The 24388-nt window shown below is 37.6% G+C and carries 23 protein-coding genes; 14 read left to right on the forward strand and 9 right to left on the reverse strand.

The features are described from left to right. Positions 1-310 precede the first annotated feature (310 nt). Positions 311-2974, reverse strand: a complete 2664-nt coding sequence (locus ACTJKN_RS19730) for a YfhO family protein (protein ID WP_440827466.1) — start codon at positions 2972-2974, stop codon at positions 311-313. Positions 2975-3103: 129 nt separating this feature from the next. Between ACTJKN_RS19730 and ACTJKN_RS19735 the strand changes: the two genes are divergently transcribed. The 3 genes from ACTJKN_RS19735 to ACTJKN_RS19745 all read left to right on the forward strand — a co-directional run bounded on the left by ACTJKN_RS19735 (position 3104) and on the right by ACTJKN_RS19745 (position 5446). After that, positions 3104-4189 carry an alginate lyase family protein gene (locus ACTJKN_RS19735; protein ID WP_440827467.1) on the forward strand — a complete coding sequence of 362 codons (1086 nt, stop codon included), beginning with the start codon at positions 3104-3106 and terminating at the stop codon, positions 4187-4189. A gap of 62 nt (positions 4190-4251) precedes the next feature. Further along, positions 4252-4758, forward strand: a complete 507-nt coding sequence (locus ACTJKN_RS19740) for a GbsR/MarR family transcriptional regulator (RefSeq protein ID WP_440827468.1) — start codon at positions 4252-4254, stop codon at positions 4756-4758. Positions 4759-4996: 238 nt separating this feature from the next. Next, positions 4997-5446 (forward strand): SRPBCC family protein, encoded by a 450-nt coding sequence (locus ACTJKN_RS19745; protein ID WP_440827469.1) that lies wholly within the window; start codon positions 4997-4999, stop codon positions 5444-5446. A 6-nt stretch (positions 5447-5452) separates the two neighbouring features. Here the strand turns inward: ACTJKN_RS19745 and ACTJKN_RS19750 are convergent, their stop codons facing one another. From ACTJKN_RS19750 to uvrB, 5 genes are all read right to left on the reverse strand, one after another. Continuing rightward, entirely contained in the window at positions 5453-5902 is a 450-nt protein-coding gene (locus ACTJKN_RS19750) for a nuclear transport factor 2 family protein (protein ID WP_440827470.1), read from the reverse strand. Between the two features lie 451 nt (positions 5903-6353). Then, a complete protein-coding gene (locus ACTJKN_RS19755) occupies positions 6354-6608 on the reverse strand; it encodes a DUF4834 family protein (RefSeq protein ID WP_440827471.1) in 255 nt (84 codons plus the stop codon). A gap of 129 nt (positions 6609-6737) precedes the next feature. Then, positions 6738-6935 carry a YwbE family protein gene (locus tag ACTJKN_RS19760; protein ID WP_440827472.1) on the reverse strand — a complete coding sequence of 66 codons (198 nt, stop codon included), beginning with the start codon at positions 6933-6935 and terminating at the stop codon, positions 6738-6740. A 56-nt stretch (positions 6936-6991) separates the two neighbouring features. Next, entirely contained in the window at positions 6992-8284 is a 1293-nt protein-coding gene (locus ACTJKN_RS19765; RefSeq protein ID WP_440827473.1) for a DUF3472 domain-containing protein, read from the reverse strand. Between the two features lie 77 nt (positions 8285-8361). Continuing rightward, positions 8362-10404: an excinuclease ABC subunit UvrB gene (gene uvrB / locus ACTJKN_RS19770; protein WP_440827474.1), complete on the reverse strand. Its 2043-nt coding sequence runs from the start codon at positions 10402-10404 to the stop codon at positions 8362-8364. A 280-nt stretch (positions 10405-10684) separates the two neighbouring features. Between uvrB and ACTJKN_RS19775 the strand changes: the two genes are divergently transcribed. Further along, the gene (locus ACTJKN_RS19775; protein WP_440827475.1) at positions 10685-11845 is read left to right on the forward strand and encodes an ATP-binding protein; all 1161 of its coding nucleotides are present in this window, start codon (positions 10685-10687) and stop codon (positions 11843-11845) included. A 318-nt stretch (positions 11846-12163) separates the two neighbouring features. Here ACTJKN_RS19775 and ACTJKN_RS19780 read toward each other — a convergent pair whose 3' ends face one another. Together ACTJKN_RS19780 and ACTJKN_RS19785 are read right to left on the reverse strand one after the other, a co-directional pair. Further along, positions 12164-14536, reverse strand: a complete 2373-nt coding sequence (locus ACTJKN_RS19780) for a M1 family metallopeptidase (protein ID WP_440827476.1) — start codon at positions 14534-14536, stop codon at positions 12164-12166. A gap of 11 nt (positions 14537-14547) precedes the next feature. Further along, positions 14548-15132: a HupE/UreJ family protein gene (locus ACTJKN_RS19785; RefSeq protein ID WP_440827477.1), complete on the reverse strand. Its 585-nt coding sequence runs from the start codon at positions 15130-15132 to the stop codon at positions 14548-14550. A 254-nt stretch (positions 15133-15386) separates the two neighbouring features. On the opposite strand from ACTJKN_RS19785, the gene ACTJKN_RS19790 reads away from it, so the two are divergent. From ACTJKN_RS19790 to ACTJKN_RS19835, 10 genes are all read left to right on the forward strand, one after another. Beyond that, a complete protein-coding gene (locus ACTJKN_RS19790) occupies positions 15387-16052 on the forward strand; it encodes a class I SAM-dependent methyltransferase (RefSeq protein WP_440827478.1) in 666 nt (221 codons plus the stop codon). Between the two features lie 49 nt (positions 16053-16101). Continuing rightward, positions 16102-16608: a DUF6702 family protein gene (locus ACTJKN_RS19795; protein WP_440827479.1), complete on the forward strand. Its 507-nt coding sequence runs from the start codon at positions 16102-16104 to the stop codon at positions 16606-16608. 135 nt (positions 16609-16743) lie between these two features. Further along, entirely contained in the window at positions 16744-18012 is a 1269-nt protein-coding gene (locus ACTJKN_RS19800) for a DUF7033 domain-containing protein (RefSeq protein WP_440827480.1), read from the forward strand. A gap of 87 nt (positions 18013-18099) precedes the next feature. Next, complete coding sequence (gene upp / locus ACTJKN_RS19805; protein ID WP_440827481.1) at positions 18100-18744, forward strand: uracil phosphoribosyltransferase; 645 nt, start codon at positions 18100-18102, stop codon at positions 18742-18744. A 38-nt stretch (positions 18745-18782) separates the two neighbouring features. Further along, a complete protein-coding gene (locus tag ACTJKN_RS19810) occupies positions 18783-19100 on the forward strand; it encodes a low molecular weight protein tyrosine phosphatase family protein (protein ID WP_440827482.1) in 318 nt (105 codons plus the stop codon). 125 nt (positions 19101-19225) lie between these two features. Beyond that, entirely contained in the window at positions 19226-19915 is a 690-nt protein-coding gene (locus ACTJKN_RS19815; RefSeq protein WP_440827483.1) for a YjjG family noncanonical pyrimidine nucleotidase, read from the forward strand. Positions 19916-19992: 77 nt separating this feature from the next. Continuing rightward, positions 19993-20691, forward strand: coding sequence for a DUF4476 domain-containing protein (locus ACTJKN_RS19820; protein ID WP_440827484.1), 699 nt, complete (start codon positions 19993-19995; stop codon positions 20689-20691). Positions 20692-20710: 19 nt separating this feature from the next. Further along, complete coding sequence (locus tag ACTJKN_RS19825; RefSeq protein ID WP_440827485.1) at positions 20711-21223, forward strand: hypothetical protein; 513 nt, start codon at positions 20711-20713, stop codon at positions 21221-21223. A 45-nt stretch (positions 21224-21268) separates the two neighbouring features. Continuing rightward, positions 21269-21886 carry a hypothetical protein gene (locus ACTJKN_RS19830; RefSeq protein ID WP_440827486.1) on the forward strand — a complete coding sequence of 206 codons (618 nt, stop codon included), beginning with the start codon at positions 21269-21271 and terminating at the stop codon, positions 21884-21886. 76 nt (positions 21887-21962) lie between these two features. Next, positions 21963-23288, forward strand: coding sequence for a flippase (locus ACTJKN_RS19835; RefSeq protein ID WP_440827487.1), 1326 nt, complete (start codon positions 21963-21965; stop codon positions 23286-23288). On the opposite strand, the gene ACTJKN_RS19840 is transcribed toward ACTJKN_RS19835, so the two are convergent. Next, positions 23289-23972 (reverse strand): FkbM family methyltransferase, encoded by a 684-nt coding sequence (locus tag ACTJKN_RS19840; RefSeq protein ID WP_440827488.1) that lies wholly within the window; start codon positions 23970-23972, stop codon positions 23289-23291. Between the last annotated feature and the right edge of the window lie 416 nt (positions 23973-24388).

A 24388-nucleotide genomic window follows, 5' to 3' on the forward strand; every position in this document is an offset into this window, starting at 1 on the left:
TAGGTATAAAAACCTTGACGATCTGTTAATGAGCCGCTACCGAGTTAGGTAATATTTGTATATTATTAATAGATAAAAATAAACTATAATTCCATTATACAAATCTAAAGGACGATAATCTGAGGAGATTAATTTTTTAAATTCTCCTGTCATTAATATTGATTTTTATACAATAAATTACCCCTTCAGGATGACAAGCCGAGGGGATAGTCAGTGTTTCCGTGGCAAGAAATCGTTGCAAAAAAATTCTGGCAACAAAAAACCCCGCAAGATTTTGATCTTGAGGGGCGTAAATCTATTTAAAGAAATATTAAGCTTTAACTGCTTTCTTTTTCTTCTTTTCTTCTGCGTAAAACCCAAAACCTAATCCGGCCAATAACAAGATCGATCCAGCTAAAGAGATTTTCTCTCCGGTATAATACGATGTTGGGTGGAAAATAAACTCAAGTTTATGGTTGCCTGCTTCTAATTGTGCTGCACGTAAAACATAATCAGCCCTGAAGTATGGCTTTTCTACACCATCGATATACATCTTCCAGCCTTTATTATAATAAATCTCTGAAAACACTGCGATTACATCTTTAGCGGTTGAGTATTCGTAAGTTAAATGATCAGGGTTATAATTGGTTAATTTAATAAAACCTTCCTGACCAGTTCCTAAACGTTTGGTATCGATCGAATTTTTGAAACTTTCGTCAACTATGGCTTCTTTTTTAGCATCAAAACTGCTAATGGCCTTCATTTCTTCATCGGCGTTTTTGGCAAACTGAACACTTTGTACAAACCAGGCATTACCCGCAGCCGTTGCGTTACGCTGCATTTTATACGATCCGTTCTGAGGATCTTGTGTAATAATGTACTTGGTATTTAACATATCCAACACATCCTGGTTAATACTTTTAGTTAATTGGTTATCTACCAACTCCTGAAAACGTTTTAACCTCGCGGAGTGGAAACCACCAACGGTTTTATGAAAATAAGACGTTTCAGCACTTTTAAACGGATCGCCCAACGATAAATCGAAAACCCTAAAGTTTGGATCTTTATCAGCCGCAATAAAATTATCTACATCCCTGGGTTGATAATGGTTATCTAAATCGGATTTACTTACAAAATTCTGGTTGTTTAAATAACGGCGGTCTACCTGCCACAAATCAATTAAAACAAATAATGCCAATAAACCAAAAGCCAATTGCATGTTCAGTTTTTTGGTAATGAAGGCCCAGGTAATTCCAAAACCGATGGCTACGAACAATAAAGAACGTAAAGCATCAGCACGTGCTAAAGCCACACGGTCGGCAACAATGCCATTTAAAATTTCCATTGCAGCACCGCGGTTGTTCTGCAAGGTTTGTGTTAAAGCATCTAAAACCTGTGCCTGATTGGCCTGCGTGAAACTGAAGAACGCCGTAGGAATCACGGCAATAATTAAAGCAAAACCACCGGTAATACCTGCTGACCAGGTTAATCGCTGCACTAAATATTTTTGATCGTATTTTCCTTCTTGTGCTTCTTTAATGGCCAGTATAGCCAGCAAGGGTACCAATAAACCTACAACGGCCAATATCGATTCTACCGCTCTAAATTTATTATAGCCCGGCAGGTAATCAAAAAACAGATCCGATAAAGTGACAGAAAGACTAACTGATGCGGTTAAAAACAGTAGAAATATTGCTAAACCTAATACTCCCCATTTGTATTTTTCTTTTTTCTTAAATAAATAACCAGAATACGCAAATAACAAGGCTATTATAATTTTCAAGAAAAATCCCGTATATAATAAGTTTGACTTATCTCCATATTGATTTTGACCAAAAGATAAAACCAACAATAAAACACTCGATCCCAGTATCCACCATTTCCAGCGGTGTTTTACAATAAACAGTCCGAAAACAAATAAGAAACAGATAATGGCGCCAAAATAATACGGACCGGAAGTACCCGGTTTATTGCCCCAATACTGGTTGGTACCCAGATTTTGAGCCACATAACCAATGGCCTGCTTTGGATCTACGCCTTGAAGATTTTTTTCAACTGCTTTATAGGTATTGCTTTCAGGTTTAATAATTTCGTCAATACTGCTTGCACCACCATAAATATTCGGAATCAGAAATGAGAAACTCTCTCCAACACCCTGGCTCCATTGGTAGGCATATTCTTTATCTAAACCATTTGCAGGTTCTGCCTTATCGGTAGTTAAGTTCGATTTACCACGGATGGTTTCTTTGCCATACTCGTAGGTTGTCCACAGGGTACCTGCATTTACCAGAACCGATAGGAAAATACCCGCAGCAATATAAGCAACAGCTTTACCAAATGCCGGAAGCTGTTTTGCTTTAAAGGCATGGTAAAGTTCTATACAGCCTAGAATAAATAACACTATAAATAAATAATAGGTCATTTGGATGTGGTTCGAGCGGATCTCTAGCGCCATAAACAGCGCCAGCAAACTGCCTCCCACCAGATACCTGCCCCTTAGGATGAGAATAATGGCAGCCAAAATAGGGGCGAAGAAACCAATGGCAAGGGCCTTATTGCTATGCCCCGCAGCAATAATGATAAAATTATATGAGGTAAATGCAAAAGCAATTGCACCCGCTGCAGCAAGCCATGGGTTTATTTTTAATACACAAAATAATAAGTATGCGCCTAAAAGATATAACAAAACTGTTCCAACAGGATCTGGGAAAATACCTTTAATTACATCGATACCATACGTTGTAATATTGAGGGGATACTGTACCCAAATTTGGTAAGCTGGCATACCACCGAACATCTGGTTGGTCCAAAGTGGGCCCTTACCATCTTTCGCCTTAATATCCATAATTTCTTTCTGCATGGCCTTAGCCTGCAAAACATCGCCCTGCTGTGGCGCTTTACCCTGCAAAACAGGACTGAAGTAGGCAAAAGTGATGACTACAAAAAATGCAATAATGGCCAGGTGTACGCCATTTTTATTAAACCAGTTATTCATTAAGGTTTGTTTAAGTTTAAACGAACGTCAAAAATAAAAAATTGGGCGGTATAAAAAAGTAATAAATTAAATGCATGCTGAATAAAAAATTAGATTTGTATCAAAGAATAAAAATTCAACCTATTTATTATGAGAAAGTTTGTCGTTACAATCGCTCTTGCTTTATTATCTTTTTCTTCGTTTTCGCAGCTAGTAAGTTTAAATGCCAATGAAATTAAAAAGCTGAAAACCCAGATCAAAAATGATGGGGAAACCAAAAAACTATACCTGAGCTTTGAAAAATCAGCATTAAATTATCTAAGCGAACAACCCAACCCAATTGATACCATCAGAACTGAAGGATTATTAAAGGGAAATCCAAAAAAAGAAAAAACCAGATTAGCCCTGGCAGATATGAACAAAATGTTTGCAATGGCCTTACAATATCGGATTACCGATGATCAAAAATATTTAAACAAATGTGTAGAATTTCTTGGGGCATGGGCCAAAATCAATAAACCCAATGGCGATCCTATTGACGATACCAATCTGGATAAAGCCATTGAAGCTTACGACCTGATTAAAAAAGATATTCCAACGGCTGATAAAAAACAGATTGAACAATGGCTTACCGAAACGGCTTGGGCAGAAATTAACAGCAAACGGATGAAAACGGGGAGAGCTACCGCCATTAATAACTGGAATGCGCACCGGCTAAAAGAAGTTGGCGAAATTGGTTACACCTTAAACAATCAGGATTTTATTAAGTGGACCATCGACAATTTAAAAAGCCACATCAATATCAATTTATATCCAGATGGCACCAGTTTGGATTTTAAAGAGCGAGATGCCATGCATTACCACATTTACGATTTGGAACCGATGTTAAAGTTGGCCATTATGATCGACAGAGCAAAAGGCACCAATTTTTATACCTACGAGTCGCCTAAAGGATCTTCAATCAAAAAATCTGTTGAATGGTTAATTCCCTACATCAATGGAGAAAAACAACACGAAGAATATGTAAATACAACCGTAAAATTCGACCGCGACCGGGCAAAGAACAATGAGCCTGGATTTGCTCCCGGAACGATGTTTAAACCAGATTTGGCTTTACCGGTATTAAAACTATCTGTCTATTTCGATAGGGCTCAGGCTGATCTGTTAAAAAAAGTGAATAACAATGATAACAGCTGGCAGATGGTATTGGATAAACTACAACGCGAAAGTAAATAGCCTCCGAAACAAATAAACTTTCAATAACTATTGAAAGTTTAAAAATAAATTTATATTTGTGTATGGAACTAGCAGCGGCAAAATTAAAATTTATAGAAGCTTGGGGCAAATTAGGCTCCGAATGGGGAATTAACCGCACCATGGCCCAGGTACATGCGCTATTGTTAATTTCTTCTGAAGCGCTTACCACCGAAGAAATTATGGAAGCGCTCAGTATTTCCAGGGGAAACGCCAATATGACCCTGCGCGATTTAATTGGATGGGGTTTAATTGAAAAACAACACAAAGCCGGCGAGCGCAAAGAATACTTTTTTGCCGATAAGGATGTTTGGAATATTTCCCGTCAGGTAGCTAAAGAGCGTAAAAAAAGAGAGTTAGAGCCTGTTTTAAAAGTTTTGAATGAACTATCAACGGTAGTTGGCGATGAAAAAGATCCTGAATTTAAAACCTTTAAAAAATCGGTAAGCGATATTAACAAACTTGCTGTCAATGTAGATAAAACTTTAGAAACGATGCTTAAAGCCGAAGAAAGTTGGTTCTGGGGCTCGGTGTTGAAAGTTTTTAAATAGAGATAAGAGACAGGAGATTTGAGATGTGAGAGGGAAATATTGAGTAGCATGATTTGAGTATCAAGTAGTAAGTATCGAGTATCAAGACATATTCATCCTAAACGCTAACCCCTAAAAAGCCTTGCCCTTAAGTTTGGTTTTATTTCCATCCAAAACTTTCATTTTTTACTAGAGAACAGTAGGGTTAATCGAACAGGTTAAAGCAGAAAGCATAGAAAAAACGCCCAAAGTTAAGTGTATGCCTACCATTATCTTAAAAACATTGATTGATGCACCGATTGAACGCTGTTTCGATCTGGCCAGAAGTATCGACCTTCATGTACAATCGATGCAAAGTTCTGGTGAGCAAGCCATCGCCGGGAAGAAAGATGGATTGATCGGTTTACATGAATCGGTTACCTGGCGAGCCAAACATTTTGGCATTCCGTTCGAAATGACAAATAAGATTAGTACAATGGAATCCCCAACATTCTTTGTCGACGAGATGGTTAAAGGCCCCTTTAAAAAACTCCACCACCAACACCAGTTTAAAATAATTGGTTCTCAGACAGAAATGACTGATGTTTTTGAGTTTCAGGCGCCACTTGGCTTGTTAGGCCGGCTTGTAGAAAAAATATTTTTTAAAAATTATATGCTGAAACTAATTGAGAAAAGAAATGAGGTAATTAAATTTCAAGCTGAATGGTAATATGCGCTATTTGTGCCTCGCACTATCATTAAATTGCCAGAGCACATTAATAATTTTCCAGGAGCCATTTAATTTAACAAGGTGCATATAATCGATCCATTCATCTGCAATTAGTTTAACTGAGGCAGTTTTCTCTGAAATATCAAGCATTTTTACATCCTTTTTAGGAACAGCAGGGAATTTATCTTTTTTGCGGTTATAACTTTCAGCTAGGATAACCATTGATTCTGCAGAGGTTTCACGAACATAATCCTTGTTGGTTTCCTTATCCGTCCAAAATGTGCGTTTAACCAGCCTAGGGTGTAAAGCCAGCTCCATTTGTTTAGCGTTTGGGCTATGCTGCGATTCTATATAATCAAGGACTGCACGTTTGATTTCTAAACTATCCTGTTTTGTTTGGCTAAAGCATTTCGAGCTTACCATCCACAAGGAGATAAAAACAATAAAATATTTCATAGTTGCGGGTATAGTTTTGGTTTTCGGGTTGAGGTTTAAATATATACTTTAAATTATTGCTTTTTGAATTCAAACAAAAAAGAGTCTGCATCCTAAATAGAATTGTGATCCTGAGGGGCCAGTTTCTAACAAAAAACAAAGGAGTTAAATGACAGGTAAGATAAATGGTCATCTCGACCGCAGTGGAGAACCCCAAGGCTCTGCGAAACAAAATCTTTGAGATTTGATTTCAATAACTTAGTACAAAGATCTCTCTCCCGAAAGTTCGGGACTGCGCTACAGTCGAGATGACGACCATTCTACTGGAGTGTGTTAATGGTAGCTTGTCGGAGGCCTCATTTTAAGTGTCCTACAAGGCGTTTCGACAGGCAACGTGACAAATTCGATTGAATTACAATCTGATACAGCCTCATATAAACAAAAAACCCTGAATCAAGTTCAGGGTTTAGTTTTATTTAACTTCTTCGTAGTCTACGAAGTCTCCGAGTTTATCTGTTTTACTTTGATCAGGCTTTGGAGGCATATAATCAATTGAAATAGCGCCTTCAGGTTTTGACCGTCTTTGTTGTTGCTGTCCTGTAGCCTGATTTTGCATTTTGCTAGCCAGGTTATTAAACAACATTGGCAGAACTAACCTAATCAACATCCTGATCAGCCAAAGCACCAATATTGTGATAAAAATGAATTTTACTAAACCTAATACCATTATTTAAATTACTGTTGTTACAAATATAGACGTCACAAAATTTATTTTGTTACTTTTTTGGCCTTTAATTGCATTCCGATTACAAATATAATACGCAAATAAGGCTATAAAGGTTTTAATATCTCCTTATTAATCTTCAATAATTTCAGCTACGCGGCCTACCTGACCATCTTCGAGCCTCACTTTTATCCCTCTGGAATGAAATGCAGATGAAGTAAGCAGATCTTTCACTATGCCATAAGTGATATTTCCTGACCGCTGATCTTTCTTCAAAATAATTCCGACTTCTAATCCCGGATATATGTCTTTTCTGTTTTGCCCGTCCATTTGTGCTGTAATATAATAATGATTAAAGCCTCAAAATTCCATAATTATTTTGAGTGTTACGGTAATTTACTGAAATCTATTTCAGGTTTTTTACCTCTAGTGCTTCTGGTAAATATTTTTCCTGGTGTGGTGTAATCATTAAAAAAGCCACCGTTCTTTAAATAAAAGGCGCCCTTATCTACTCCTCCCTGATAATCCATCCGATATCCTTTTGCCCCTGTATTGTCGGTAGTAAAACGTGCAGATTTTAATTCGGTCCATGTTCCTTTATCATCGCAGATCCATTGGTTATTAAACAAAACTTTTCGCGATAGGTCTCCCTGTACTGGTGAAAAGTTCTCTAAAAAAGAATGGAAGCGTTTTAAATAGGTTTTAGTCTGCGGCCTTGTAAAACTGGCTATTAATTGCCATTTATTGATTTCGGGAGCAAAGAAATAGGCAGTATACGTGGTTAGGCTATCTTTTCCAGGCACACCATGCAACAGAAATTTATAGGTATTTCCTGCTTTCCACATGTAGTTTAGGTAGCTCTGACCTCCGGCACCTTCATTCCCAAATTCTCCTGTATGTACGTTTTCTCCTTTCTTTAGCATTTTTATTTTGTGCGATTCTGGAATACTTTTAGGATCGTCGGTATTGAAAGGGCTCCATACCGAAAATAAGATATGCCGTTCGGTTGGACTATTTACCTGCATACCGAAATAGCCTTCCCCAAACCCGTTCGCCATAAAATAAGAGCCTAAAATATCTTCGCCCTTTGGCACAGTTACTTCGTTATAATACCACGCTGCATTTACATTTTCAGGCTGTTGATAGTTGAGGTGAACCGATGGCCCACGCCTGCCCCAGTGAAAAAAGTTGCCTTCGTTGTTTTTAACGTAAGCCGTTTTGCCTTCAGTGGCTGTTCCACTAATGGATAAGGTTTGTATTGAAGGAAATTTCGCTCCACTTTTGCTTATTCCCTTAATGGTTAAAGCAACGTAGCCAGTATCTTTAATGGTCCATTCACCAATCTTACCGTCAAATGGCTTGGTTTCATCAAAACTCACCTTTTTGGACTGATTGTTAATTGCGAATTCCAGAACAGATTGCCCATCGACCACTGGTTTATCGCTTAATGATAACGTTATGGTACCAGGTTTAGAAACCCGAAAATAAGCTGTAAAATATTCTTTTGGGTTAAACCAGTTTACAATTCCCCTGTTGGATAATGTTCTTTCTGAATCCTGATGTAAAGAACTGTAGGCATTACCTCCAAGTGGGAGGGAAATTGCTGTAGCATTTTGGGCATGACTTTTTAGCCCCATTACACCGAGTACGATCAGTGTTAATAGTTTAAAAGATTTCATTTGAATGATTTTTAGATAACTTGTTTAAAGCAATTGTAGGCTAAATTATCTAAAAATCATGCTATAAAACCAAATCGTTACTTGCCGAATTTTTCGTTAAACATTTTCTCTAGGGCAAACATTTCGTCACGCAGCTTTGCGGCCTGCAAAAAGTCCATATCTTTTGCGGCTTTTTGCATATCCTTACGTGTGGTATCAATTGCTCTTTGCAGCTCTGCTTTACCCATATATTGTACAATGGGATCGGCGGCAATGCTGATTTCGGCATTTTCTACATAAGCCCTGGCTTTGTTATCGCTTGCTTTCTGAGAGAAATCAAGGACAGATGTTTGCTCTAAAATTGCCTCCCTTGATTTACCAACAGTTTTAGGCGTAATGCCATGTTCAAGGTTATAAGCAATCTGTATATCCCTACGTCTGTTCGTTTCTGATATGGTTTTCTCCATGCTATCCGTAATGTTATCAGCATACATAATAACACGGCCCTTATCGTTACGGGCCGCACGACCGATGGTTTGGATCAGCGATTTTTCAGACCGTAAGAAACCTTCTTTATCCGCATCTAAAATAGCAACCAAAGTAACCTCTGGTAAATCCAAACCTTCACGCAAAAGGTTAATTCCAACCAACACATCAAATTCTCCTAAACGTAAACCACGAAGAATCTCTACACGTTCGAGGGTTTTAATTTCAGAATGGATATACCTGGTCTTGACATTTAAGCGATCAAGATATTTAGTTAACTCTTCAGCCATACGTTTGGTTAATGTGGTAACCAAAATACGTCCACCTTCTTTTATGGTAATATCTATTTCATCTAGAAGATCATCTACCTGGTTAATGGCAGGTCTAATTTCAATAACAGGATCTAACAAACCTGTAGGTCTGATTACCTGCTCTACGACCACACCTTCTGATTTTTCCAATTCATATTCAGCCGGCGTTGCACTTACATAAATGGTTTGGGGAGCAAGCGCTTCGAATTCGTTAAAGTTTAAAGGTCGGTTATCCAGTGCGGCCGGTAAACGGAAGCCATATTCAACTAAAGATAATTTCCTCGATCTGTCTCCACCATACATGGCCCTGATCTGTGGAACGGTAACATGGCTTTCATCAATCACCATTAAATAATCGTCAGGAAAATAATCCAACAAACAGAAAGGACGCATGCCGGGCTGCCTTCCATCAAAGAAACGGGAGTAGTTTTCGATACCAGAACAATAACCTAATTCTTTCATCATTTCTATATCGAAGTTAGTACGTTCTTCCAAACGTTTTGCTTCCAACAAATGCCGATCTGCAATTAACTGGTTCTTACGGATTTCCAGCTCTTCCTGTATTCCCCAGATCGAAGAATTGAATCTATCTTTCGGGGTAACGAAAAGGTTTGCCGGGTAAATGGCCATATCTTCTAATTTCTCTATGGTTTTTCCAGAAACCGGGTCAATTGCAGAAAGTTCTTCAATATCATCACCGAAAAAAGAAATGCGGTAAGCATGATCAAGATAGGCAGGGTAAATATCAACGGTATCGCCTTTAACCCTAAAGGTTCCGCGTTTAAAGTCTGTTGTAGTTCTGGAATATAGAATCTCAACCAAGCTATGCAAAAATGCATTCCTCGAAATCCTTAAGCCCACGCCGAAACGGAAAACCATCCTGGAAAAATCTTCTGGATTACCCATACCATAAATACAGGAGATGGATGATACCACGATAATATCGCGCCTACCGCTCATTAACGAAGAGGTGGTGCGTAACCGGAGTTTTTCAATCTCTTCGTTTATGCTCAGATCTTTTTCGATATAAGTATTGCTTGATGCGATAAATGCCTCTGGCTGATAGTAATCGTAATAAGAGACAAAATAATTCACCGAGTTTTCAGGAAAGAAATTTTTGAACTCGCCGTAAAGCTGCGCTGCCAAAGTTTTATTGTGACTCAAAATCAGGGTAGGTTTTTGCGTCTGCTCGATCACATTAGCTACCGTAAATGTTTTTCCCGATCCTGTAACGCCTAGTAAAGTTTGATAATGTTCATTGGCATTTACGCCATCTACCAATTGTTTTATCGCGTTCGGCTGATCTCCGGTGGGTTGATATTCTGAGGTGATTTTAAATTTCATGAGTAAATCAAACTTAGTTAAAATTGATCTTTAAATCAATTTTAATGTTCTCTCCTCCGCTTATAAAAAGAATAAACGGCTGGGAGGAAATATACGATTTAGGCTGCAAAGAATAAAACAGGCGAAAGTCATGAAAGTTGGCAATTATGCATTTTTATCTATTATTTAAATTCATAAGCCGTAAAACAAAAATTTGCCCATAAACTCTAAAAAATGGATGTCAATGTTGTAAATCAAAAGTTATACTTTTGATTTACAACACAAAAGTATACATTTGTATATGTTAGTTACCAGAAATCTTGCAGCACAATTAATAAGTCGCTTAAAAAAATCGCCAGCAATTGCAATCCTTGGCCCAAGGCAGGTTGGAAAAACAACTTTGGCAAAAAGTTTAAGTAATGACTATATCTATCTGGACATGGAAAACCCAAGGGATATTGCAAAGTTACACGATGCCTATACATTTTTAGAAGGTTTGCAAGATCATACTGTAATTATTGATGAGGTACAGCTATTGCCAACATTGTTTTCCTTATTACGACCATTAATTGATGCTAAAAGAACACCAGGAAGATTTATCTTATTAGGATCTGCTTCACCTGAATTGGTTAAAGGGGTTTCTGAAACGCTGGCAGGTAGAATTTCTTATAATGAATTATGTCCCATCGGATTAACTGAGTTGCCAGATGAATTAAGTTTTGAACAGCATTGGTTTCGGGGAGGGTTTCCTGAATCACTATTATCGGAAAATGATTTCCAAAGCAAAGAATGGATTAACGATTTTATTGTGAGTTATGTGGAAAGAGATTTGGCAAAGATGTTTAATGTAGATTTAGCACCAACTCTGCTAAGAAACTTCTGGAGTATGCTTGCCCATTTAAACGGGAACCTATTTAATGGCGAATCCTTTGCAAGGTCGTTAGGAGTTAGCGCACCAACCGTTAACAGGTATCTAGATTTTTTAGAGGGAGGTTTTTTGATCAGACGATTACAACCATGGTTTGTTAATGCAAAAAAACGTTTGGTTAAATCGCCAAAAACATATATTAGAGACACAGGAATTCTTCATAGGCTATTAAATATCCCCAACTATAGTGATTTATTTGGCCACCCAGGAATAGGAGCTTCTTGGGAAGGCTATGTAGTTGAACAGATTTATCAAGTAAAAGAAAAACAAACAGAACTTTTTTTTTATCGGACTCAAAGAGGGGCAGAATGCGATTTGGTTATTGTACAGGGAATTACCCCACTCGCATGTATCGAAATTAAATTATCAAATGCACCAACAGTGTCTCAAGGTTTTATAAACTGCACCAAAGATCTTGAACCAAAGTACAAATATATTATCACTCCAAAAAGTGAAACTTATCTGACATCAAATGATGTAACAGTAATCAACCTGAAAAATTTCTTAGTGAATATTTTACCTCAGATACAATAAGATCCCCGTTGAAATCCAACGGAGATCTTCTCCTGTGTCGTCACCCTGAATTCATTTTACTGCGTAGCTTTCCGCTCGCTACAGGTCAGGGTCTTTATCACATATGAGCTTTATACAGTCCTTTCTAAAAGCTACGATTGACAGATTCCAAGAGCAGTCGTCATTCTCGCGCAGGCGGGAATCTTAATGCAACCTACAAACCCCACCAAGGCAGTACGATTATTCATAAGCTTTCTTCTCTTCAAAGGCATTCATGAGCACTACGTGGTTCCCAATCAAGTTGGGAATGACGATCTTCCGGTATGAAGGTTAGTATTACTATTTACCCGCTGCGGCCTGCATTGGATTTTTACCGACCGATTGGCCTCTTACGGCTCCACCAACTTTAGTTTTATATACCTTAAACTTACTTTCTTTTGCTTTACCGCCCCAAGTGTTATTTGAGGTGTCGATATCTGCAGTTTCACGCAACGGATCTATCAAAATAGAGGCTACCTCTTTATTTTTAACATAAAACTTAGCTGTCTTCAATTCGTTATGTCTCCAAATCTGAGCTGGAATACGGTCTATTTCTTTTGTTCCATCTTTATAGGTAAACTCAACAATGATAGGCATTACCAAGCCACCTTTGTTGGTAAAGCTCAGTTCGTAAAGAAATTTGTTGCTATATTGGTCCTGCTCTGCAGACGGAACAGCTTCTAGTGCTGCGGCAGTTTCTGTTTTAGTAGCAACAGTGGTATCAACTGTAACCATTCCCCTGTCATATTTATAATAGAAATCTTGTGCTGCAGGCGTTTTATCTACGTAAAAATTAATTTTCTTATCCTCACGATTCCTGATTTTTGAAATATCTTCAAAGGCATTAACAGCGGGTTTATCAATTTTAACCATTTTCGATTTGGCTTCTGGTAAATCTTTAGGAAAATCGGCTTTCGCAAATTTCACGCTATCTAAAGAGATATCGCATGGATCGGTCCCGTAAAACCAACCTCTCCAAAACCAATCTAAATCTTCGCCGCTGGCATCTTCCATGGTACGGAAAAGATCAGCAGGTTCAGGATGTTTAAAAGCCCATCTTCTCGAGTATTCTTTAAATGCGTAGTCGAAAAGTTCTCTTCCCATAATGGTTTCGCGAAGGATATTTAAACCGGTAGCAGGTTTCGAATACGCATTCGGACCGAAACGGGTAATATTTTCAGAGTTGGTCATAATTGGCTCCAGCTCATCTTTAGGCAGTTTCATGTAATCAACAATGGTATATGCCGGTCCTTTTTTACTTGGAAATTTGTTGTCCCAAAGTTCTTCAGTTAAATACTCAACAAAAGAATTTAGTCCTTCATCCATCCAGGTCCACTGGCGTTCATCACTATTTACGATCATCGGGAAGAAGTTATGCCCAACCTCATGAATAATTACACCTAACATCCCATTTTTTGTGCTTTCGCTGTATGTTCCGTCGGTATCTGTACGGCCATAGTTAAAACAGATCATTGGGTATTCCATTCCATTTGCAGCTTCGATACTTTGTGCAACAGGGTAAGGATATGGTAGGGTGAAATCTGAATAGGTTTTAATGGTATGTGCCACCGCCCGGGTAGAAAACTTACTGTAAAGGTTGTACGCTTCTTTTCCATAAAAACTCATACACATTACGGTATTGTTATTGGCCTGAATTTTTTGAGGCATCGCATCCCAGATAAACTTCCGTGAGGATGTCCAAGCAAAATCGCGGACATTGTTCGCATTAAAAACCCATGTTTTTTTAGCTGTAGATTTTTTGGTTTCTGCCAGTTTAGCTTCAGCCAAGGTTTGTATTTCTACCGGAGCAGCAGCAGTTTTAGCAGCATTATACCTACTTAATTGAGTTGGATTTAAAACAGCGCTATAATTGATACACTCCCCCGTTGAACCCACCAGGTGATCAGCCGGAACAGTCATTTGAACTTTAAAATCGCCGAAGGTTAAGGCAAACTCACCTCTACCTGTAAATTGATGGTTCTGCCACCCTTGAAAATCGCTATATACACATAAGCGTGGGTACCACTGGGTCATGGTAAACAGGTAGTTCCCATCGGTTGGAAAAAACTCATAACCTCCACGGCCACCAACACTCATCCGGTCAGAAATTTTATAGTTCCAATCGATATTGAAGATAAATTTTTGTCCACTTCTCAGCGCTACGGGCAAATCTACCCTCATCATGGTTTTATTAACCGTATAGGGTAAGTTTTTACCTGTTGCATCGGTTAATTTGGTAATATTTATGCCATATCCATTATTTCCTGTTGCACTTAACTGATCTAAATTTTTAGTGGTTCCGGTAGCAGGCATTTTAGTCGCATCCTGGTAATTGGCATTTTTATCCGTGCTATGCTCGTTTTCATCAAGCTGTAACCAGATATAAGTTAACGGATCAGGAGAATTATTGGTGTAAGTGATTGTTTCAGATCCGGTTAACAACAGATTTTTTTCATCCAGCTCGCATTTGATGTTATAATCGGCACGTTGCTGCCAATATTTAACACCGGGCGCTCCGCTGGCTGTACGTTGTTCGTTAGGTGTTGGTAAAATGGTACCCAACTGCTCAAACTTATTCCCATGGTTACTCCCTGGGTTATTCTGCGTATTTTGGGCCATAGCCAAGCTACCAGAAAAGAACAGCAGGCCGGTTAAAGTAAATAGTTTATTCATGATATGGTTTATTAAAAAGGAATTCGTTCTAAAGCCATTTTTAAAGCCAGGCTAAATACGGCTGCTGATATAAATAAAACCCAGCTCATGCGTTTGATGCGGGTATAATTAAAAATTAAGAAGGTAATTAAAAGAATAATGATTACCATAAAAACCTGTCCGGCTTCTAAGCCTACATTAAACCCAAACAGGCCCCAGCCAATATTCTGATCTTTGGCCAGCATTATCCGGATGGAGTTTGCGAAGCCCATTCCATGAATAAGACCAAAGCCAAGTGCCAAAAAATAATTGATCTTAATTGATTTTAAGGAGAAATTCTTTCTAAACAAATTGCTGACTGCGGTAATTACAATGGTGCAGGGAATTAAAAATTCTACCCACCTGCTATCAAACCTGATCATATCCAATACACTTAAAAGTAAGGTAAAGGAATGGCCAATGGTAAAAGCCGTAACCAATATGAGCACCTGTTTTAAATTGACATAACTGTAAATGGCAACCAGTGCCAAAACAAACAGCTGGTGATCTAAAGCATCGGCACTGATGATATGTGCCCATCCCAATTTAAAATAAAAGATAAAATCTTGTAACGGCATGAATAATAAGCTAACTATTGAGAATAAAATAGTTTACAATAGCTAAAATTATATTTTTAATTATAAAAACCCCAAATATCTTGTAAACAAAAGCCTAAATACCAAATTTGTTACTATTCTTTAAGTTATTTAGTGCTTTGGCGAAGTTTTATCGCAAACAACTGAGTTTACAGTTGTAAACAAAATTGTTGTTTAATGTACATAGCCAATACGGTAACTTGGTGCTTATAACTATTTGTCTTCTATTCAACACTATGCTTTGGCTAAAATATTATTTACAAAAACCAGAAAAAGGTTTCGATCCTGTTCCAAAAGCTTTTGCTGAAATATATGCGGCTAATGAATATAAAAAAATTGACAGCAAGGTAATAGATTTTATAAAAACCCACTTAGGTGATTTCGAAAACAAAACTTTACTTGATCTGGGTGCCGGGCCCGGGCAATATAGTATCGAATTTGCCAGGAGGGGCGCAAAAGTAACCTGGCACGACATTAGCCAGAATTATTTAACAATAGCCAAAGCTAAAGCTAAGGATGAAAATGTAACCGTAAATTTTTCATTGGGCTATTTAGAAGAAGCCCATGGCAAGTTCGATATTATTTTTAACCGAATATGTTGGTATTATTGCATTAACGATTACCGTTTTGCAAACTGTATCTACAACTTAATCAAAGAAAACGGGTATGGTTTTATTGTAGTTAACAATGAGAAATTTCTTCGTGAAGAACTTGCAAAAGAATCAGGTTTTAGAAAATTGGCCATTAAAATGAGTTTCTGGCTCAATGAAAATTTTAATATTAAGCTTACACATGTCCATCCATCCCATAAGAAACTAAGCAGAATATTTGCCCGCTTAAATTTCAGGCACTTACATTTAGAACAATGTGGACATAACACCATAATTACATTTAACAAGTAGACTAATTATGTGTTAACTTTACCCTTTTAAGGAAGGATTTAATATGTTGATGCGTAAATTAAAATATAGCTTTTTGCTTTTGTGTGTTGCTTTTTTTTCTGTTGGAGCAGGAATAAAACACCCTTTGCATGTAAGCACAACTGAAGTAAACTTTAATGCAAAGGATAAAACCTTAGAAGTAAGCTGTAAAATCTTTTCAGATGACTTTGAAGCAATTTTAGCCAGATTATATAAACAGAAAACCGATCTGAGCAATCCGAATATGAAGAAGGCAATGGATGAATTGGTAAAAAAATACCTGCTTTCTCATTTACAATTAAAAGCCAATGGCAAAGCGGCTTCAATGAACTATATCGGATTTGAGATTGATCATGAAGCTACCAATATTTATCTTGAGGTGGAGAAAATTCCGTCTGTAAAATCTGTTGAGGTGAGCAACACTATTTTATATGATATGTTTGACGATCAGATGAGCATTGTACATATTGTAAAAGCTCCTATCCGTAAAAGCACAAAAATCCTTTACCCTGAAAAAAAGTTCACAGCAAACTTTTAATTGTAATTTTTGTATTAAATTACGGCTCAATGTTAAATTACCGTTAATTTTAGAAGGCAATATTATCTAAGTTAATATCTGCTGAGAAATATTTCTTGTAATCTTTTTTTAAATACCGTGTTGTTAAAATAAGTTATGCATCTAATCATCTTCTCTAATATATTAACGCCTCGGATAAAATATATCTTTAACTTTATTTTTAAAGATATTCTTAAAGCAGAATTGGAATTTACGGGCAATAGCCAATATTTTCTACAAAACGAGCACATTAAAATCAGTTATGGTGAGGAACCATTAGGTGATGAACTTTTTTTTAAACGTACCGCTTTACTCTTCTCCAACAAATTAGAAGAAATTAAGCCAAAAACCATTCTTTTTGGCGAATATCAGGCTCCTTTCCCGGTTGCACAATCAGCCCTGCCATTTGATGTTTTTGCTGCCTCATTTTTTATACTAAGCCGTTATGAGGAATATTTTTATCCAAAAAAAAACGAAGAGGAATTTAGGCCATCAAAAAGCCATCAGCATAAATGGAAGATTTTAGATAAACCGGTTATTGATGAATGGGCATTGATCATTAAAAGTCTGATCAAAAAAAAGCATCCACATTTTAAGTTCCACGAAAAGAATTTTCAGCACCAGCCAACCGTTCACTTTAATATTTTGCCCAACCTACCTGAGGGATTATTAAATAGGACCAAATTTATTTTCAGTGCCATCTTTAAAAAAGAAAACAATTACCTGAGCTCGAAATTTGACCGGTTAACAGGGGTAGGGATTAATAATGAGCAGGTTTTAGATGAGGTAAACCAGTTATTTTCTTCAAAAAAAAGTAATCCTCTTTATTTTGTCGATTTCCCTGACGTGCCGATAAATTACATCAGGATAAATGGCATTTCAAAAATACTCAGTAATCAATCAGTTGGACTATTAAGACCTTGTGCCAGCGACAAGCAAAAAATGCTCGAGATTAAAGAAGGCCTGGTTAAGCTCAAAAAAATCAACCCAAATCCTGCGCCCGTAAGCAGTCAGCAGTTAGAAATATTAAAATTCCCCATTTGTTACTTAAATATTCTTAATTCCGGTATTACTTCCGATTATTCTATGGGTTATAGTAATGTACCAGGCTTTAGGGCCGGAACCTGTACGCCATTTAACTGGTACGATCTTCAGCTCGAAAAAGTAACCCCTTTAATCGTTAATTCTTATTGCTTCACCGATTATATCCTTCAGTTTTTAACACATGAGGCAGCCACTAAAACAATACACCAATATATCGATGCAGTAAAGGTGGTAAATGGCACCTTTTATAGCAGTTGGAGCCTGAAAAGTCTATCTTCAAATGCAAAATACAAAAAACTAAAATTGCTGTTTAAAGAAATGCTCGAATACGCCGGAAATTGATTTTAATTTAACTTATCCGGCTTAAAATTGCTAATTTTAGTAATTAAACGTCCCACTTGAATAAACCTGTAAGATACCGGAAGCATTATGATTTTTGATGTAAGCAAGACAAAATCTATCGCCAATACCTTTATTGCCGAACTTCGGGATGAGAACATCCAAAAAGATCCGATGCGTTTCCGTAAAAACATGGAAAGGCTTGGTGAGTTTTTTGCCTACGAAATCAGCAAATCATTAGCATATACCATTCAGGAAATCGTAACGCCTTTAGGTGTATCGCCTTGTGAGGTTTTAACTCAGCAGCCTGTTTTAGCTACTATACTCCGGGCTGGGTTGCCACTTCAACAAGGCTTGCTTAACATCTTCGACAAAGCCGAATGCTGTTTTATTTCTGCTTACCGAAAAGTAAAGAAAAGTGGCGATTTTGTGATTCAGATGGACTACATTTCTACCCCGGATTTAGAAGGAAAAGTTTTGATTATGGCCGACCCAATGTTGGCAACCGGACAAAGCATGGTGATGTGCTGTAAAGAACTGATTAACCGCTACAAAATTGCAGAACTTCATATCGTTGCCGCAATAGCCAGTACAGAAGGTGTTGCACATGTACGTGCTAATCTGCCAAAAGCAAAACTTTGGCTTGGAGCAATCGACGAAGAAATGACCAGTAAATCTTATATCGTACCTGGACTTGGCGATGCTGGCGATCTGGCCTACGGAGAGAAGGTTTAGTTTTTAGTCCAAAGTCCTTAGTCTTAAGTCCAGAGTCAGTGAACATCCTCTTTATATGCAGCAGAAATAAATGGCGTAGTGCCACTGCCGAAAATATCTACAAAACCCATCCCGATCATCAGGTAAGGTCAGCAGGAACAGCGCCATCGGCCAGGATTAAAATCAATGAAAAACTAATCATCTGGGCCGATCTCATCTTTGTGATGGAGAAAAAGCACAAACAAAGGATCATTGAACGTTTCCCTGAAGAAACCGCTGATAAGGAAATTATTACGCTTCATATCCCGGATGATTATCAGTATATGGATGAAGAACTTATTGAAGAACTAAATGCAAGAGTTGCCGATTATTTATAAATCAAAAATCATTAGGCTACCTTTGTGAAAATAATCACTCATGAAACCATCATGATTTTTCAAATCACGTAGGGGATTAGAAAAATCTGATAGCTTCATCACCGTTGCAGCTAATATATATAATGATGAAAAAGCACATTTTCTTCGACCTTGACCACACCATTTGGGATTTTGACCGTAATGCCGAAGAAACATTAAATGAGCTATACCAAACCTATAAATTAGAGGAACTTGGCTTAAAATCGTGTGCGGACTTTATTACAACATATACCGAAAACAATCATCAGCTCTGGGCCGATTACCATTTGGGAAAAATTACCAAAGATTTTTTAAGATCGGAACGTTTCAACAAAACATTCATTCAATTAGGTATTCATCCTGATGCGGTACCTCATCAATTTGAGGACGATTATGTAAGTATCTCACCCACCAAAACCAATTTGTTCGATGGGGCAGAAAATGTTTTGGGCTACCTACAGCAAAAATATACCCTGCATATTATTTCTAATGGCTTTAAGGAAACAACCTTAACCAAAATGAACCTTTCCAATCTTAACCCATATTTCGAAAATATAATTATCTCAGAAGATGTGGGTGTAAACAAACCCAATCCAATTATTTTCGAATATGCCTTAGATAAGGCCAAAGCCTTAAAGGCTGAAAGCATTATGATTGGCGATAGTCTTGAAGCTGATATTTATGGTGCTTTAAATTTTGGTATGGAGGCTATATTTTTCAATCCTTTACAAAAAGAAAAACCTAATGATGTGCAGAAAGAAATTGTACATCTCGAAGAATTATTGAAACTTTTTTAGTTTTAATCCTTTTTTGTTTGGTTTTGGCATTCGTTTGGTGTTAGCATAACACACACACAAATGAAACCTTAATTAAAATGAAGAAAACCATCTTTTTAGGATTGGCAATGCTTTTTGCTACCCTAAGTTTCGCTCAAAACAACCGTAGTACAGCCGAAGTATTTCTGCAAATTACCAAACCAGGTAAGTATACAGTATATTTAGACGATGAAGTAGTGGGATCAGCTACGGGCAGATTTCGTTTTTACGATGTACATAATTCTAAACCCGAGCTGTCTATAATGCAGGGCGATAGATTAATCCTAAGAGAGCAGATTAACGTAAATGCACAGGAGCGTCTCATTTTAGGGTACGATAACGGCAGGCTGAATGTAATTAAACAACTTAGCCTGTTTCGCAACAATCAATACGCTCTTGATGACTTTTATGATTATATGGGAGATCTCAATACGGGGCCTATTCAACCAACTCTAGCTGACCTAAACTATAGGCTATTATCGCCTGAAGCTTTTCAAGAATTTTATACCAGCTATAAAAAATCAAGTTTTGATAATGAAAGGGTGGGACTCATCAACGCTGTAAATAAGAAAGCTTCATTTTCCAGTAGTCAATGCAAACTCATACTCAAAGCATTTACTTTCGATACTGAACGTTTAAAAACTGCCAAAAACCTCTATCAAACGGTTGTAGATCCACAAAATTATTTTACAATCGCCGAAACATTCGAATTTTTCAACTATAAAGACGACTTCTTAAAATATTTGGAGAAACAGTAATTCAACTTATCTTTATTAAATGACGGCTGCAAAAATAAAGGCATCGATACATAAAATTGTCGATGCCTATAAATCGAAATTATCTCACTATTCTGAGGATATTTTTCAAACCACGCCACCCATTGCCGGATGGAGTTACAGCGAAGTATATTCGCATATTTTCGATTCAAGCCTGCTCTCGTTAATTGCACTCGAACGCGCAGCAAGTGGTAAAGGCGAAAACAAGCCCACACATTTTATCGTAAAACTGATTTTGCTTTTAGGCAGCCTGCCGCCGTCAAAAAAATATAAAGTTCCGAAAAGACTGGCCGAGCGTGTTAAAAAAATCAGCAAAACAGAAGCGCTCGATTTTATTTTAGAGTTTGAAAAAGGTCTTGACGATAATTATACCATAATTGCCCATGCAAAAGCCGATTGCAAAACTAAACACCCACGACTAGGATACTTAAATGCCAGGCAATGGCTAAGGTTTATCGAAATTCATTTAAAACATCACCTCAAGCAGTTAGAAAGGATAGAAGAGAGTTTTTAGACATAAATTAATTTCGCCATATTTGGATAAATTAAATTCAGCGCCATGAAACATGCTTTTTATCTGTTTGCCTTAACCGTACTTTGCGCCTGTAATAGCGAAAAGAAAGAAACTGCTCAAGCGGTTATCCCAACACCTACAGGAATACAGGGACTTCAAAAAAGTAACGCTGTTCAACCCGCAGCGCAAAATGCTAAAACTAACCTTATTTTCAATCCGCCACATGGCGATGCCGGCCATACCTGTGCTTTAGCAGTTGGCGCGCCCTTACATCAAACAGCTGCCGTTCAACCACAAAAAAGTGCTGGTTCACCACCAGTAACTGTTCCGGCGCCTCCCGTTGCAGTAAATACATCAGGCAAAAAACTTAATCCTAAACACGGAGAGCCCGGCCACAGATGCGATATTGCTATTGGCGCACCGCTGGACAGCAAGCCAACACAAGTAGTTACCACACAGCCTGCAGTAAAGCAGACTGTAGCGATAAAAACAGGAAAGGGTTTGAACCCACCTCACGGCCAGCCCAACCATCGCTGTGATATTGCTGTTGGCGCGCCTTTAAATAGCAAGCCTGCCCAAGCTGTAAATACAGTTCCTCTACCAGCTCCTGAAACTAAAACTTCAGAAACAAAAACACTGGAGACCAAAAGCGAAGGGAAATAATAGTATATATTGTGTACTTAATATTTTGAATTTTCAGCACCTAACTTAACGCACATTTTTTTACATCTTTGCGTTAATGAAATTACCCGCCATAAAAGGTTTTAACGAAGAAGCATTTAACAAGTATTTAAAAAATACGGGGTTGTTAATGCTGGGCAGAGTTGGCAGTTTGGCTATTAAAATGGCTGTTAGCATTATGGTAGCCAACTACCTGCTTGCCTTTAACAATGGTATTTTAACAAGTGCAATTACATATACCTATCTTTTTGCATCTATTGCAGGCCTTGGCCTCGATCAGTTCATCGTAAAAGAGCTTCATCAGTTTCCAGGAAATAGAGATACCATATTAGGAACTGCATTTTTATTAAAGGTTATTGCTGGTCTGGTCTGCATACCTGCTATTTTTTTAGCCTGGACCATCCGCCCGCTTTCTGATATTCCATATCATATTATTTTAATATTATCTTTTACGGGCTTATTTCAATCTTTAACCGTAATCGATTCTTATTTCCAGTCCGAAGTACAGTCGAAATACATTATGCAGGTACAGATTGTTGGAAATGTCATATCAGCGCTTACCAAAATTGCGCTGATTGTATTTTCTGCTAACCTGATCTATTTCGTGTATTCATTTCTTTTTGATACCGCCCTGCTATCAATAGGTTATTTTTACGTTTACCAGCGGAAGGGCAGAAACATTTTTAAATGGTCTTTTAATAAAGAATTAGCGCTCAAATTGCTCCATTTTTCGTGGCCATTAATTATTTCGGGGATCATGGTTTCGGTTTACATGAAAATAGATCTGCTGATGTTGAAAGAAATTATGGGGCAAAAGGGAACTGCAGAGGCTGGTGCCTATGCAACCGCGGTTAGCTTAAGCGAAGCCTTAAACTTTGTACCTGTGGCAATTGTAAGTTCGCTTTTCCCCGCCATCCTAAATGCAAGAAGAGATAGCCCTGAACGTTATCAAAAAAGGCTTCAAAATTTATACGATTTAATGGCCTGGCTAAGTCTTGCATTTGCCTTATTTGTAACTTTTGCTGCACCCTATATTTATAGGTTATATAACCCTGAATTCGCATTTGCCGCGCCAGCGTTAGCCTTACATGTATGGGGGAGCATTTTTGTTTTCTTAGGTGTAGCGAGTGGTCAGTATCTGATTGCGGAGGGATTTAGCCGTCTTACCTTTATCCGTACGGGTTTTGGAGCAGCCGTTAATATTGTATTAAACTTAATGCTGATCCCAAAAATGGGTATGATCGGTACGGCTATAGCTACGGTAATTGCTTATTTCTGTTCTACTTTTTTTATTTTGCTATTCAAAAAAACGCGGCAACAAGGCTTGATGATGTTAAAATCACTGTTCCTTATTACCGCGTTCCAAAAAATATTTAACAAATAATTATAGGCGATAAACGCAGGTGCGTAAGGTTTTTGCAAAAAAGGCGTAACCCTTATCCTTTAGAAATTTGTATATCGGCGAATTATTCAGCTCATCAACATTAACATTCTCTTCTACCAAAATAACACTTGGTTTATACTTATCCCAGTTATTGGAAAGTAAAACCTGGTAATCCAAACCTTCCACATCAATACTCAAAAAATCGATAGTGGTATTGGCTGGCAGATGTTGATCCAAAACATCACCCAAAGGCAGTACATCAATATCAAGTTCTTTTATAATTTTATATTTAGCGGATTCGGCGTCGATCCTTTTAGAAACCTCTTCAGAAAAACTATTCAATGCAGGCTCGTTAAAACAGTAGAACTTAAGTTTGGTTTTTTCCGGACCTATACCAATATTTAAATTAATGTCTCTTTTTCTAAAGGTATTAAAAGCGCCAATAGCCGATGGTGTAGGTTCAATGTTAATCCCCTTCCATCCACGTTTATAAAAGTAATTGGTATTGGAATATCTTACGGGATGATGTGCGCCAACATCTACAAAGAAGCCTTTATACCCTTTTTTCTGCTCATAAATCGCTTTAAGTATCATGTCCTCACCATCTTGTGAGTATGATTTACTGTAGGCGAAATAATTAACAGGTAAGTATTTTAATAGTGCTTTTTTTATTGATTTAATCATGGATAAAAATATAAATATAAACTAAGAGCCTGTTTAAAATTTAATAAAAAATAATTACTATGCCGATCTGAGGGATAATTTATTCTTAAAAATAAATATGAGTGGCGTATATTGATTTCTTTGCCCTTACGGCAAGTAGCTTGCCTCGGCTCGACGCTGCCGATGGACTTCTTCTTTTTGCCGTCAAAAAGAACCAAAAAAACGCCGAATGAAAATTTTTCTTTCAAAGCCAGCAGCAGGGCGAGGAATGTGGAGTCCGAAAAATTTGTTAGGCCGCATTTAAGTAGAATGAGGATACTGTGCTATGGGCTTAACTGGATCTGGACACATAAGCAGCTAAAGTACTGATTGTTAAATAACGTCAGTGGTGGCATGTCGAAAGCCCTAAATTTTTGATACTAAAAAAGCATTATGCT

The sequence above is a fragment of the Pedobacter sp. 22163 genome, from assembly GCF_052045595.1.
Classification (GTDB): domain Bacteria; phylum Bacteroidota; class Bacteroidia; order Sphingobacteriales; family Sphingobacteriaceae; genus Pedobacter.